Annotated in this window: 13 protein-coding genes and 1 pseudogene; 13 read left to right on the top strand and 1 reads right to left on the bottom strand. The window is 62.6% G+C overall.

What is annotated here, in order from left to right; all coding sequences use genetic code 11:
* Positions 1-2 precede the first annotated feature (2 nt).
* Positions 3-992, top strand: coding sequence for a TOBE-like domain-containing protein (locus AC5QPF_RS30440; RefSeq protein ID WP_494961267.1), 990 nt, complete (start codon positions 3-5; stop codon positions 990-992).
* Between the two features lie 99 nt (positions 993-1,091).
* Here the strand turns inward: AC5QPF_RS30440 and AC5QPF_RS30435 are convergent, their stop codons facing one another.
* Entirely contained in the window at positions 1,092-1,940 is an 849-nt protein-coding gene (locus tag AC5QPF_RS30435; protein ID WP_494961266.1) for a LysR family transcriptional regulator, read from the bottom strand.
* 339 nt (positions 1,941-2,279) lie between these two features.
* Here AC5QPF_RS30435 and AC5QPF_RS30430 point away from each other — a divergent pair, with 339 nt between their 5' ends.
* From AC5QPF_RS30430 to AC5QPF_RS30375, 12 genes and pseudogenes are all read left to right on the top strand, one after another.
* Positions 2,280-3,089, top strand: coding sequence for a TonB family protein (locus AC5QPF_RS30430; RefSeq protein WP_494961265.1), 810 nt, complete (start codon positions 2,280-2,282; stop codon positions 3,087-3,089).
* A 33-nt stretch (positions 3,090-3,122) separates the two neighbouring features.
* Positions 3,123-3,845, top strand: coding sequence for a MotA/TolQ/ExbB proton channel family protein (locus tag AC5QPF_RS30425; RefSeq protein WP_042130055.1), 723 nt, complete (start codon positions 3,123-3,125; stop codon positions 3,843-3,845).
* A 1-nt stretch (position 3,846) separates the two neighbouring features.
* Positions 3,847-4,248 carry an ExbD/TolR family protein gene (locus AC5QPF_RS30420; RefSeq protein WP_009041659.1) on the top strand — a complete coding sequence of 134 codons (402 nt, stop codon included), beginning with the start codon at positions 3,847-3,849 and terminating at the stop codon, positions 4,246-4,248.
* A 739-nt stretch (positions 4,249-4,987) separates the two neighbouring features.
* The gene (locus AC5QPF_RS30415; RefSeq protein ID WP_494961264.1) at positions 4,988-5,287 is read left to right on the top strand and encodes a DUF3077 domain-containing protein; all 300 of its coding nucleotides are present in this window, start codon (positions 4,988-4,990) and stop codon (positions 5,285-5,287) included.
* Between the two features lie 133 nt (positions 5,288-5,420).
* Positions 5,421-6,002, top strand: a complete 582-nt coding sequence (locus tag AC5QPF_RS30410) for an alpha/beta hydrolase (protein ID WP_494961263.1) — start codon at positions 5,421-5,423, stop codon at positions 6,000-6,002.
* Between the two features lie 69 nt (positions 6,003-6,071).
* The gene (locus AC5QPF_RS30405) at positions 6,072-7,013 is read left to right on the top strand and encodes a sigma 54-interacting transcriptional regulator (protein WP_494961262.1); all 942 of its coding nucleotides are present in this window, start codon (positions 6,072-6,074) and stop codon (positions 7,011-7,013) included.
* A gap of 175 nt (positions 7,014-7,188) precedes the next feature.
* Positions 7,189-7,974, top strand: a complete 786-nt coding sequence (locus AC5QPF_RS30400) for a MetQ/NlpA family ABC transporter substrate-binding protein (RefSeq protein WP_494961261.1) — start codon at positions 7,189-7,191, stop codon at positions 7,972-7,974.
* A gap of 121 nt (positions 7,975-8,095) precedes the next feature.
* Positions 8,096-8,290: pseudogene (locus tag AC5QPF_RS30395) on the top strand (RHS repeat-associated core domain-containing protein); the annotation flags it as partial.
* Between the two features lie 709 nt (positions 8,291-8,999).
* Positions 9,000-9,665 carry an ABC transporter permease subunit gene (locus AC5QPF_RS30390; RefSeq protein WP_494961260.1) on the top strand — a complete coding sequence of 222 codons (666 nt, stop codon included), beginning with the start codon at positions 9,000-9,002 and terminating at the stop codon, positions 9,663-9,665.
* Positions 9,646-10,305, top strand: a complete 660-nt coding sequence (locus AC5QPF_RS30385) for an ABC transporter permease subunit (RefSeq protein ID WP_494961259.1) — start codon at positions 9,646-9,648, stop codon at positions 10,303-10,305. The genes AC5QPF_RS30390 and AC5QPF_RS30385 overlap by 20 nt, the downstream gene beginning before the upstream one ends.
* Positions 10,302-11,075 (top strand): ATP-binding cassette domain-containing protein, encoded by a 774-nt coding sequence (locus tag AC5QPF_RS30380; protein ID WP_494961258.1) that lies wholly within the window; start codon positions 10,302-10,304, stop codon positions 11,073-11,075. Before AC5QPF_RS30385 ends, AC5QPF_RS30380 begins: the two co-directional genes overlap by 4 nt.
* Positions 11,072-11,953: a transporter substrate-binding domain-containing protein gene (locus tag AC5QPF_RS30375; protein ID WP_494961257.1), complete on the top strand. Its 882-nt coding sequence runs from the start codon at positions 11,072-11,074 to the stop codon at positions 11,951-11,953. Before AC5QPF_RS30380 ends, AC5QPF_RS30375 begins: the two co-directional genes overlap by 4 nt.
* The last annotated feature ends 112 nt before the right edge of the window (positions 11,954-12,065 follow it).

Genomic DNA, 12,065 nt, shown 5'->3' with positions numbered 1-12,065 from the left:
TCATGTCGATCGAAGTTCGTAACGTCAGCAAGCGCTTCAACGCCTTCCAGGCCCTGGACAACATCAACCTGGACATCAACAGCGGCGAGCTGGTAGCCCTGCTCGGCCCGTCCGGCTGCGGCAAGACCACCCTGCTGCGCATCATCGCCGGCCTGGAAACCCCGGATAACGGCAATATCGTCTTCCACGGCGAAGACGTGTCCGGCCACGACGTGCGCGATCGCAACGTCGGTTTCGTGTTCCAGCACTACGCTTTGTTCCGCCATATGAGCGTGTTCGACAACGTCGCCTTCGGCCTGCGCATGAAGCCCAAGGGCGAGCGTCCGAGCGAAAGCAAGATTGCCGAGAAGGTCCATGAGCTGCTGAACATGGTCCAGCTCGACTGGCTCTCCGACCGCTACCCGGAGCAACTTTCCGGGGGCCAGCGCCAGCGTATCGCCCTGGCCCGCGCCCTGGCGGTAGAGCCCAAGGTGCTGCTGCTGGATGAACCGTTCGGTGCGCTGGACGCCAAGGTGCGCAAGGAGCTGCGCCGCTGGCTGGCGCGTCTGCACGAGGACATCAACCTGACTTCCGTGTTCGTGACCCACGACCAGGAAGAAGCCATGGAAGTGGCGGACCGCATCGTGGTGATGAACAAGGGCGTGATCGAGCAGATCGGCTCGCCGGGAGAGGTCTACGAGAACCCGGCCAGCGATTTCGTCTATCACTTCCTCGGCGACTCCAACCGCCTGCACCTGAGCGACAACCAGCATGTGCTGTTCCGTCCGCACGAAGTGTCGCTGTCGCGGCATGAAGTGGAAGGCCATCACGTGGCGGAAGTGCGGGATATTCGGCCGCTGGGCGCGACCACCCGGGTGACCCTGAAGGTGGAAGGGCAGAACGAGCTGATCGAGGCGGAAGTGGTCAAGGACCATGACAGCCTGACCGGCCTGGCGCGGGGCGAGACCTTGTTCTTCAAGCCGAAGGTGTGGCAGAAGGTCGAGAATATCTGAGGCCTCTAGGGCCTCATCGCGGGTGAACCCGCTCCCACAGGTATCGCGTGCACTGCGGACCTTGTGGGAGCGGGTTTACCCGCGATAGGGCCCTCGAATCTAGACCGCCATCCTCTCCAGGCTCGCACCACCCTCAGCCTGATCCACCGCCAGAATCTCCCTGACCATCGCCTCCGCCAACGGCGACAACCTTTGCCGGGCCCGGCTGACAATCGCATATCGTGCCTCCGGCACCTCGATCCCGTTCAACCGCACCAGTCCGACCCCATCATGGCTGACCCCGATCGCATCCGATCCGGCTACCAGCGCCTGCAAGCCTTCCGCATATTCAATCGTCGCCCCCAACTCGCCCAGACTCGGCTCTCCGGCGTAAATGGCCAGCGGCCAGGCCTTAAGATCTACTTCCGAAACACGTGTCTGCTCGGCCAGCGGATGCCCGTGGCGCACGAAGAACTGCCAGGCCCTCGGCTTCAATCGCAGTACCTGAAACGCCGAATCCCCCTCGAACCCACGACTGTCGGCCACGAAGAACTCCAGCTCATCCGCCAGCAACCGCTTGCCCAGCTCTTGCGTCTGGACGCGTACCCGAGCCTTCGGATAACGCCCGACAAATCCGGTCATGGCCCGCGTCACCAGCCTACTTGCCGGTGAATGCCCGAAGCACAGTTCCCCGGCCTCCAGGTCATTGAACTGCCGAATCTCGTTGCTCAACTGATGTGCACCGCTGATCAGCCGCCGCGCATGCTCCAGCACCACCAGCCCTTGCCGGGTCGGCGCCAGGTCCTTGCTCGCGCGGTCCACCAGCTGGCAGCCGACACTCAGCTCCAGCGCCTGGATGCTCCGGCTGAAGGCGGATTGTGAAAGGCGCACGGAACCCGCCGCAGCCACGAAGCTGCGGTGTTCGGCGAGGGCGAGGAGGTGGCGCAACTGGCGCAGGTCGATGTGCATGGCACACCTTATAAAGGCAATCTTTTATTCAGTAAAAGCATGTAAAAACATAAATAAAGAACTGAAATGCATATGATTTCAGTCAGCAAAAGCGCCGATTTCCCATGCCTTTGGGGAATATTTTCCATGCAGCAAAGGCATGGCAAAAAGCCTTGTTCGCTGGAGCCCTTGATCCGCAAGGGCTCCAGCGATCCTCGAAAACAATATATTCCTGAAAATTCTATTCATAACTTTAAAGATTACTTTCGGAGATAAGCGTCTGCGCCGGATCATTCCTGTCAAGCGAAGGCCACTTCAACCGCCTTCGATGGAATGCACCGAACCCCCAGGAGTTGATCAATGGGTAATGTCCAGACCGCCGCCAGCGCCCGTGACGTGCTGTGGCGCCCGACGCCGGGCGAACTGGTCGATATTGGCCGGCCGCACCGTTCGCCGCTCGGGCAGCAGCGCTTGCAGCAGGCGCCTCGCAGTGCGCTGAAAGGCCGCGAGAAAGTCCTGCTGGGGATCTTCGCCCTGGTTCTGCATGGCGCGGCCGCTTACTGGATCAGCCAGAAGCCGACCCCGGTGTTGCCCGTGGTGCCACCGGAAATTCCGCCGATGACCATCGAATTCTCCCAGCCGGCGCCGCCGGTGGTGGAACCACCTCCGCCCGTTGTCGAGCCGCCGCCACCAGTGGTCGAGCCGCCACCGCCTGTGGAGGACGAGCTGGCTGTGAAGCCGCCGCCGCCCAAGCCGGTGCCGAAACCCAAGCCCAAGCCCGTGCCCAAGCCAACGCCCAAGCCCGAGCCGAAACCGGTGGAACAGCCGCCAACCCCGGCCCCGCCGGTCGCCGCGCCACAACCGCCAGCGCCACCTGCGCCGGCCCCGGTAACCCCGGCCTCGGCCAACGCCGCGTACCTGAAGAACCCGGCGCCGGAATACCCGTCGCTGGCCCAGCGTCGCGGCTGGGAAGGCACCGTGCTGTTGAGGGTCAAGGTGCTCGCCACCGGCAAGCCCGGCGAGATCCAGATTCAGAAAAGCAGCGGTCGCCAGCAACTCGATGACGCCGCGCTGGCCGCGGTGAAGCGCTGGAGCTTCGTGCCGGCCAAGCAGGGCGATGTACCCCAGGAAGGCTGGGTGAGCGTGCCCATTGATTTCAAGATTCGCTAACCCAAATTCGCGCAACCCGAGAGAGAACACATCATGAGCGTATTGGCTTCCCCCCTTGAGTCCATCGAAAGCGCGGTGATCTGGCTGCTGGTGGGCTTCTCCGTCGTCACCTGGGGCCTGGCCCTGGTCAAGACCGTGCAGTTCGTCCGCCTGAAGAACCAGGACAAGCGTTTCCACAAGCAATTCTGGGCCGCCTCCAGTCTTGATTCGGCGGCCGAACTGGCCCACTCGCAACCGGGTTCCGCCGCCCGTGTCGCCCAGGCCGGCTATGCCGCCATCGCCGTCGGCGAACCGGGTCAGGCCACCGACCTGAGCCACGCCATCAACCATCAGGACCGTCTTGAGCGTGCCCTGCGCCAGCAGATCGTGCGGGAGCGCCGCTCGCTGGAAACCGGCCTGGCCGTGGTCGCCAGTATCGGCAGCACCTCGCCCTTCATCGGTCTGTTCGGCACCGTGTGGGGGATCATGGAAGCGCTCAAGGGCATCAGCGCGGCGGGCTCGGCGAGCCTGGAAACCGTGGCTGGTCCTATCGGTGCGGCGCTGGTTGCCACGGGCGTGGGTATCGCCGTCGCCGTGCCGGCGGTGCTGGTTTACAACTACTTCCTGCGTCGCCTCAAGCTCACGGCGGCAGATCTGGACGACTTTGCCCACGACTTCTACAGCCTCGCGCAGAAGAGCGCCTTCCGCGTCATCGCCCACCCAACGCTGCTCAAGGCCGGTAACGCCGCGGGCCAGCCTGTGAAAGAGGCGGTGTGACATGGCCTTTTCGACCCAGGACAGCGACGAGGTACTCAGCGAGATCAACGTGACGCCGCTGGTGGATGTGATGCTGGTGCTGCTGGTGGTGTTCATCGTCACCGCGCCGCTGTTGACCAACGCCATCCCGATCAACCTGCCCAAGACCGAGGCCGTGGCCCCGGTGGAACAGAAGGATCCGTTGGTGGTGAGCATCGACGGGGCAGGGAAGCTGTTCATCAACAAGGATGAAATCCAGCCGGATCTGCTGGAAACCAACCTGCAGGCGGCCAAGGCCAAGGACCCCGAGGTGCGGGTGCAACTGCAGGCGGATGATGGAGTGAATTATGGGGAAGTGGCGCGCGCCATGGCCTCGATCGAACGTGCGGGGATTACCAAGTTGTCGGTGATCACCGCCCGCTGAGCAACACGCAACTCAGGCAAACTTGAGGCCGGTCCTGTGGCAGGGGCTGGCTTTTTTTTGGGGGTGATGGTGGTGCTATGGCTGTAAAGATTTTTTGGATTTTGCTTGTTTAGCTGTACAGCTAATCAAGGTGATTCGCAAAATCCATTTTTTGTTTTGCTTTTTTCTCTCATGGAACACCACATAACTCATTGATTTAGCAGGGACGGTGTGGGAGCGGATTCATCCGCGATTGGGCGCGAAGCGGCCATAAAACCTGAGTCTGCAGTGTGTCAGGAGAACTTGGGACTCAGGTTTTACGACGGCTGCGCCGCCGATCGCGGATGAATCCGCTCCCACGCCGACTGCTGCGCACTTGCGGTCTAGTTCTCTGCGCGACAGCGCAGCCCGGCGGGCTGAGTGGACTCCTACAGAGACCGCATTCCAGACACCTCCAAACATAAAGTTTCTGGCACCTGAAAATCCTAGGACGTAACCTACGCGTTCTGTCGGTACTGTCTTCCTTGCCCATGGAAACCCCACCTTCTAGTCTTCTGCGTTCGCTGATGCACTGGCGAGTGGGTGTGGAAACCCATTGGTAGTCACTTGGAAAACAGCCTCTACGGCGGCTGTGCGCGGGAGACCTTCGGGTCTGCCGGGTTTTCCAGTGACCCGGTTTTCCACCCCGCGTACAGCTGCCACCCAAATCGTGTGGAAACGATCGGGTGTCGGCGCCCAAAGCGACCACTGGAGGTTACCGATGAAAAAAGTTGTCCCCGATCCACCTTTAGCCCCAACCTGCTCCCGCCCCTTCGGCGCATGCCCCAACCACCCCCCACTCTTCACCGTAAACCCCGGCATCGACCCCCGCAGCACCCTGATCCACGCCTCGATGTTCCTGCGCTGCGCCTACGAATCCACTCAACTCGCCCTGACCCCGGCCCCCGGCACCAGCAGCTTCCCCTGGCTGACCCTGCACGCCGTGGAAGCCGCGAAAAGCCTGATCGACGCCTTGATCGAAGGCTACGAAACCGCCGAGTGGAACCAGACCGTCAACTGACGGCACGCGGGACCGCCTGCCGGTCCCGCTTTCAATATGGTTATTAATAAATAGCTTCTTATTCCTTTACGGATATAACTCCCTCGCCAATACTTCCTCGCATGCAAGCAACCGCAGCAGGAGGCAATTCCCCATGCGCAACGAGTCGATCCGTTACCTGATTGTGCCGGGCTGGCAGGGTTCGCCCGAGCAGCACTGGCAAAGCCATTGGCACAAGACGCTGCCCAACAGCGCCCGTGTCGAACAGGCCGACTGGCTGACGCCGAAGCGCGGGGACTGGGTTGCGGCGCTGGAGGAAGCGATTGCCGTCGATGACGCGCCGGTGATCCTCATCGCCCACAGCCTGGGTTGCATCACCGTCGCCCATTGGGCCGCCCAGGCCAGCCCGGCCTTGCGCCGCCGGGTGCGTGGCGCGCTGCTGGTAGCGCCGGCGGATGTCGAGCGCCCGGCCTGCTCGCCGGCCCTGCGCAACTTCGCCCCGATCCCCATGGACCTGCTGCCGTTCCCCAGCCAGGTGGTCACCTCTGACAACGACCCCGCCGTCAGCGCGCCGCGTGCCATGCAACTGGCCCGCGCCTGGGGCGCCGAGGCCGGGGTGCTCGGCGGCGCCGGGCATATCAACGTCAAGTCCGGCCACCACACCTGGGAGCAGGGCTTCGCCTACCTCTACCGCCTGCAGAGCCGAATGGAACAGGGCGCCCTGCGCCGCGCCTGATCCGCTACCCGCTTTCCTTATTTCCTCTTTCGCAACGCCCGGGCCAGGAGCCCGGGCGGGAGCTTTGCCATGACTGCACAAGACACATTCGGCCAGCCGCTGCTGACCTTCCCCGAGCTCGACAAGAGCCCGCTGAGCATCCGCGCCAAGGCGCTGGTGTTCGTCGATCCGCGCTCGCGCCAGCTGCGCGAGGAACTGGAACTGCTGGCGCCGCTGGCCCTGCCGGTGTTGATCCGCGGCGAAAGCGGCACCGGCAAGGAGCTGCTGGCCCGGCAGATCCACCGCGCCAGTGACCGCGGCGGTCTGTTCGTCTCGGTCAACTGCGGGGCGATCAGCCCGACCTACGCCGACGCCGAGCTGTTCGGCTATACCGCCGGCAGCCACAGCGGCACCGCCAGCAGCCGCGCCGGCTGGTTCGGCTCGGCCAATGGCGGAACCCTCTACCTCGATGAAATCGCCGACCTGCCGCTGCCGATTCAGGTCAAGCTGCTGGCCGCCCTGGAAAACCGCGAGGTCTACCGCGTCGGCGCGCAACAGCCGCATCCGGTGGATGTGCGCCTGGTCGCCGCGTCGAGCATCGACCTGGCCGAGGCGGTGGCTGCCGGGCACTTCCACCCGCGGCTGTTCGACTACCTGCACGAAGGCCGCCTGGAGCTGCCGGCGCTGCGCGAGCGGGTCGGCGATATCCTGCCGCTGGCCGAGTACTTCGTCGGCATCTACAGCCCCAAGCTCAACCGCCCGGTGCCGCTGCTCAGCGAAGAAGCCCAGCGCGTGCTGGAACTGCACGACTGGCCGGGCAACACCCGCGAGCTGGAGAACGTCATCCACTTTGCCCTGCTGCAAGGCAGCGGCGACGAGATCCTCGCCGAGCACCTGAACCTGCCCACCCCGCTGCACGCCCTGGCCCAGCGCCTGGAGCGCATCACCGCGCTGGGCGACGCCCAGGAGCGACGCGCCTTGCAGAAGCTGCTGGAGCAAACCCTGTTGCGCCTGACGCAAGTCGCGAGCTAGAGCGTTGCGCTCCCTGCATGACGAGAATTTTCAAAAAAGGAATAAGCGGCTAACCAAAAGATATTGTTCGGGAATAAAAAATCCCGATATTGTCCGCCTCACGCCGGGCAATACGGGCCCGGCCAGCCAACACGATCGACGCCCACGAGGCGCGGAATACCAATAAGGACTGCACATGAAAAAAGCTCTGTTGATGACTGCCCTGGCTGCCGCGCTGTCGGTTGCCGGTTTTGCCCAGGCTGCCGAGAAACTGGTGGTAGCCGCTACCCCGGTTCCGCATGCCGAGATTCTGGAGCTGATCAAGCCGACCCTGGCCAAAGAGGGCGTGGACCTGGAAGTCAAGGTCTTCACCGACTACGTGCAGCCTAACGTGCAGGTCGACCAGAAGCGCCTGGACGCCAACTACTTCCAGACCCTGCCGTACCTGAAGAACTTCAACGAAGGCAAGGGCACCAACCTGGTCACCGTGATCGGTGTTCACGTCGAGCCGTTCGGTGGCTACTCGAAGAAGGTCAAGAGCCTGTCCGAGCTGAAGGACGGCGCCACCGTCGCCATCCCGAACGAAGGCAGCAACAGCGGTCGCGCCCTGCTGCTCCTGCAGAAGGCTGGCCTGATCACCCTGAAGGATCCGCAAAACGCCCTGGCGACCCCGAAAGACATCGCCGAGAACCCGAAAAAGCTGAAATTCCGCGAACTGGAATCGGCCATGCTGCCGCGTGTGCTGGACCAGGTCGACCTGGACATGATCAACACCAACTACGCCCTGGAAGCCGGCCTGAACCCGGCGAAAGACGCGCTGGTGATCGAAGGCAGCGACTCGCCTTACGTGAACTTCCTGGTGGCCCGTCCGGACAACAAGGACAGCGACGCCATCCAGAAGCTGGCCAAGGCGCTGACGTCGCCTGAGGTGAAGCAGTTCATCGAGAAGAAATACAGCGGCGCGGTTCTGCCGGCGTTCTGATTGTCCTTGGCAGTTGGGGCCGCTTAGCGGCCCCGATGCACATCCGGACCTGACATTTCTACCAGTTATGAGCTGGCAGATACGGCGATACACTTGAGTCTCCTTTGTTCGAAAGAGCGCGATGGACATGCCGAGACTGTCCGAATCAGCCAGCCGCCATTACCTGCTGGGCAACGGCTACCGTGCCTACAGCCCGGTGCTGATGCGCTTCCTCCAGCCGGACAGCTGGAGTCCTTTCGGGTGGGGTGGTCTCAACCCTTACTGTTATTGTGGTGGCGAACCGGTCAATCAGAGTGATCCCAGCGGGCATATGCCTTGGAGCCACCTGTTTCGGGCGGGCCCCGTGGGTAACCGGCAGATTTACTACGACCCGCGGATAATTGCCGGAAGAAGGTTATCCGAGCTCAAGAGAACGCATGCGCAAGCCTTCGGTCTCGATGAACAAGTGCACCAAGGGCTGAGCAGATCCGGGCCTGACCGGCCATCGCAAATGCCTTCCGAATCGACATCTCACGTGCTGGCACGGACAAGGTCGCGTCGCCCCTCGACGTCTCCTGCTGTCCCCCCTGATGCATCTCCCCAGACTCCACCCCGTCAGGCTAGCCCCGAACGGCCTCGTCGGAAACCAAAAGGTTTTGATGACTTTGTCCGTGCGATCGAGACCAGGAACGTCGAGGGGTTCAACCGCTTTTCGATGGCACGCGGTAATGGTGTTCTCTCTATGAGAATACTGAATACGAAGATGCCTCCTACAAACCGGCCTATGGACACTAGCCACAAGTTCACGGCCACGGATCGTAACAACGTGATATCTCAGGAAAGGGACGCGAAACTCACGAAATTCCTTGCAGGTATCTCACTTGCTATCAGGAGAGTGAGATGAGCGAGTGCATATGCATATGCAATAAAAGTATTTAAATAAAGTTTTTTATGTCTTTAAAGTCTTTTCAGTGAGGCTTACCCGCCTCGAACCCTGTGGATAACCACCCGTCTACCCCGGGCCGGTTTGGAAAAGACTTCCCTTCATGAGCTTCGATTTCGCTTTCATCCTCGGCACGCTCCCCGCCTTTCTCAAGGCCGTGGGTGTCACTCTGCAGGTCGGCCTGATCGCCATCGCCACCTCGCTGCTGGTGGCACTGGTCAACGCCCCGATCCTGCTTTACCGCACACCGGTCCTGCACCGCCTGGTTGCCCTCTACATCGAACTGGCACGCAACACCCCGCTGCTGATCCAGCTGTTCTTCGTCTACTTCGCCCTGCCGGCCTTGGGGGTGAAGATCTCCGGCTTCGCCGCCGCGATCATCACCATGACCTTCCTTGGTGGTGCCTACCTCACCGAGGTGCTGCGTGCCGGCGTCGAAGCGGTGCCTGCCGCACAGCTGGAATCCGGCCGCTCCATCGGCCTGTCCGAAGGCCAGTTGCTGCGCCATGTGATCCTGCCCCAGGCCGGCATCCTCAGCCTGCCGGCGCTGTTCGCCAACTTCATCTTCCTGCTCAAGGAAACCACCGTGGTCTCGGCGGTGGCGGTGCCGGAGATCCTCTACACGACCAAGAGCTACATCGCCCTCTACTACAAGACCTACGAGATGCTCGCGGTGATGACGCTGATCTGCGTCCTGCTGTTCCTGCCGCTGTCGCTGCTGCTGAGCCGCCTGGAAAGGAGGCTGCAACATGGCCAGTTCGGGTCTTGAACTGTTGCTGGTGTCCTTGCCGCAACTGGGCAAGGGCGCCGCGCAAACCCTGGCGATCTCGGGGCTGGGCATCGCCTTCGCGACCCTGGGCGGCGTGCTCTACGGCGTGCTGGCGACCCTTGGCAAGCGCAGCGTGAACGTGGCGCTGCGGATCTACCTGGAGCTGTTCCGCGCCATTCCGGTGCTGGTCTGGCTGTACCTGCTGTTCTTCGGTCTGCCGATCTTCCTTGGCGTCAGCCTGCCTAGCTTCTGGTGCGCGGTGCTGGTGCTGGCGCTGTGGGGCGCCAGCGAAGTCGGCGAAGTGGTGCGGGGTGCGCTGCAATCGCTGCCCCGCGGCCAGCGCGAGGCGGGCCTGTCCATCGGTCTGGCCGGCTGGCAGCTGTACGGCTACGTGCTGCTGCCCCAGGCGCTGAAGCGCATGACCCCGCCGACCATCAACATCTACACGCGCATCATCAAGACCAGCTCCCTGGCCGTACTGATCGGCGTGGTGGACGTAATCAAGGTCGGCCAGCAGATCATCGAGCGCACCTATGAGTCGGTGCTGATCTACGGTGCGCTGTTCCTGTTCTTCTTCTTCATCTGCTACCCGCTCTCGGCCGCCTCCAGGGCGCTTGAGCGGCGCTGGACGCACGCATGAGCGCATTGATCGAATTCAAGGGTTTCAACAAGTACTTCGGCGAGCAGCAGGTGCTCAAGGACCTCGACCTGGCCGTGCAGGCCGGCGAAACGGTGGTGATCCTCGGCCCCAGCGGCTGCGGCAAGAGCACCCTGCTGCGCTGCCTCAACGGCCTGGAAACCGCCCACAGCGGCAGCCTGCGCCTGGAAGGCCGCGAATTGCTGGACCCGAAGACCGACTGGCGCGAAATCCGCCAGCAGGTCGGCATGGTGTTCCAGAGCTATCACCTGTTCGGCCACATGACCGTGCTGGATAACCTGCTGCTCGGCCCGCTCAAGGTGCAGAAGCGCGAGCGCCACGAAGCCCAGGCCCAGGCCGAGGCGCTGCTGGCCCGGGTCGGCCTGCTGGACAAGCGCGACGCCTACCCGCGCCAGCTCTCCGGCGGCCAGCAGCAACGTATCGCCATTGTCCGTTCGCTGTGCATGAACCCGCGGGTGATGCTGTTCGATGAGGTTACCGCAGCCCTCGACCCGGAGATGGTCAAGGAAGTCCTGCAGGTGATCCAGGGCCTGGCCCGCGACGGCATGACGCTGCTTATCGTTACCCACGAAATGGCCTTCGCTCGCGCGGTGGCCGATCGGATCGTGTTCATGGAGTCCGGCAGGATCCTTGAACAGAGTCCCCCCGAGCGCTTCTTCACGAACCCGCAGACCGCACGCGCGCAGCAGTTCCTGGAGAAATTCTCCTACGTCGAAAACCTGCCGGAGCGACCTCAAAAGGAACTGATATGAAGACTGCCAAGACCTCGAAACTGCTGTTGTCCCTGTTCGGCCTGGCCTTGCTCGCCGGCTGCAACAAGGCTGAAGAACCGCCAAAATCCGCCGCCGCCACCCCGGCGCCGGCCACCTCCAGCTACCTGGACACCATCAAGGCCCGTGACAAGCTGATCGTCGGCGTATTCACCGACAAGCCGCCGTTCGGCTTCGTCGATGAGACTGGCCGCTACGTTGGCTTCGATACCGATATCGGCCGTGCCTTCGCCAAGTCGCTGCTGGGCGACGAGAACAAGGTGGAGTTCGTTGCCGTCGAACCGGCCAGCCGCATTCCCTTCCTGCAGAGCGACAAGGTCGACCTGATCCTGGCCAACATGACCGTGACCCCGGAGCGCAAGGAAGCGGTGGAGTTCACCAACCCCAACCTGCGCGTGGCGGTGCAGGCCCTGGTGGCGGACGGCAGCAGCGTGCAGAAGCTCGACGACCTGGCGGACAAGACCACCATCGTCACTACCGGCACCACCGCCGATATCTGGCTGACCAAGAACCATCCGGACTGGAAACTGCTCAAGTTCGAGAAGAACAGCGAGTCGCTGCAGGCCCTGGCCAATGGGCGTGGCGATGCCTATGCGCAGGACAACCTGATCCTGTTCAGCTGGTCCAAGCAGAACCCGGGCTACCGCGTGCTGCCGCAGCTGCTGGGAGAGGAAGCACCGATCGCACCGGCGGTGAAGAAGGGCAATATCGAGTTGCGCGACTGGGTCAACGCCGAGCTGGCGCGCCTGGGCGAGCAGAAGTACCTGCTCAAGCTGTATGACCAGTACGTGCGCAAGGAACTGAGCGATGACACCAAGCCGGAAAGCGTGATCGTCGAAGGGGGCAAGTGGCAGGGCTGACACAGATAGCTATTGTCAGGTGTCATGGTCAACCTGATAGATCTGCCAGCTAGGCAGGGCGGCACCGACGGATATGCTGGAGGCAAGCCAGCCTACAGCCCCTCAGGTGCCG

This window comes from Pseudomonas sp. Con_6, from assembly GCF_059379395.1.
Note: the sequence above shows the minus strand (reverse complement) of the source record. Positions and strands in the feature narration are given on the sequence as shown.

What these genes read in the sequence shown, in the direction of transcription:
- AC5QPF_RS30410 (WP_494961263.1), top strand. Translation starts at nt 5,421, where the DNA reads ATGCGCAACGAGTCGATCCGTTACCTGATTGTGCCGGGCTGGCAGGGT.
- AC5QPF_RS30375 (WP_494961257.1), top strand. Translation starts at nt 11,072, where the DNA reads ATGAAGACTGCCAAGACCTCGAAACTGCTGTTGTCCCTGTTCGGCCTG.
- AC5QPF_RS30415 (WP_494961264.1), top strand. Translation starts at nt 4,988, where the DNA reads ATGAAAAAAGTTGTCCCCGATCCACCTTTAGCCCCAACCTGCTCCCGC.
- AC5QPF_RS30405 (WP_494961262.1), top strand. Translation starts at nt 6,072, where the DNA reads ATGACTGCACAAGACACATTCGGCCAGCCGCTGCTGACCTTCCCCGAG.
- AC5QPF_RS30420 (WP_009041659.1), top strand. Translation starts at nt 3,847, where the DNA reads ATGGCCTTTTCGACCCAGGACAGCGACGAGGTACTCAGCGAGATCAAC.
- AC5QPF_RS30425 (WP_042130055.1), top strand. Translation starts at nt 3,123, where the DNA reads ATGAGCGTATTGGCTTCCCCCCTTGAGTCCATCGAAAGCGCGGTGATC.
- AC5QPF_RS30380 (WP_494961258.1), top strand. Translation starts at nt 10,302, where the DNA reads ATGAGCGCATTGATCGAATTCAAGGGTTTCAACAAGTACTTCGGCGAG.
- AC5QPF_RS30400 (WP_494961261.1), top strand. Translation starts at nt 7,189, where the DNA reads ATGAAAAAAGCTCTGTTGATGACTGCCCTGGCTGCCGCGCTGTCGGTT.
- AC5QPF_RS30390 (WP_494961260.1), top strand. Translation starts at nt 9,000, where the DNA reads ATGAGCTTCGATTTCGCTTTCATCCTCGGCACGCTCCCCGCCTTTCTC.
- AC5QPF_RS30430 (WP_494961265.1), top strand. Translation starts at nt 2,280, where the DNA reads ATGGGTAATGTCCAGACCGCCGCCAGCGCCCGTGACGTGCTGTGGCGC.
- AC5QPF_RS30440 (WP_494961267.1), top strand. Translation starts at nt 3, where the DNA reads ATGTCGATCGAAGTTCGTAACGTCAGCAAGCGCTTCAACGCCTTCCAG.
- AC5QPF_RS30435 (WP_494961266.1), bottom strand. Translation starts at nt 1,940, where the DNA reads ATGCACATCGACCTGCGCCAGTTGCGCCACCTCCTCGCCCTCGCCGAA.
- AC5QPF_RS30385 (WP_494961259.1), top strand. Translation starts at nt 9,646, where the DNA reads ATGGCCAGTTCGGGTCTTGAACTGTTGCTGGTGTCCTTGCCGCAACTG.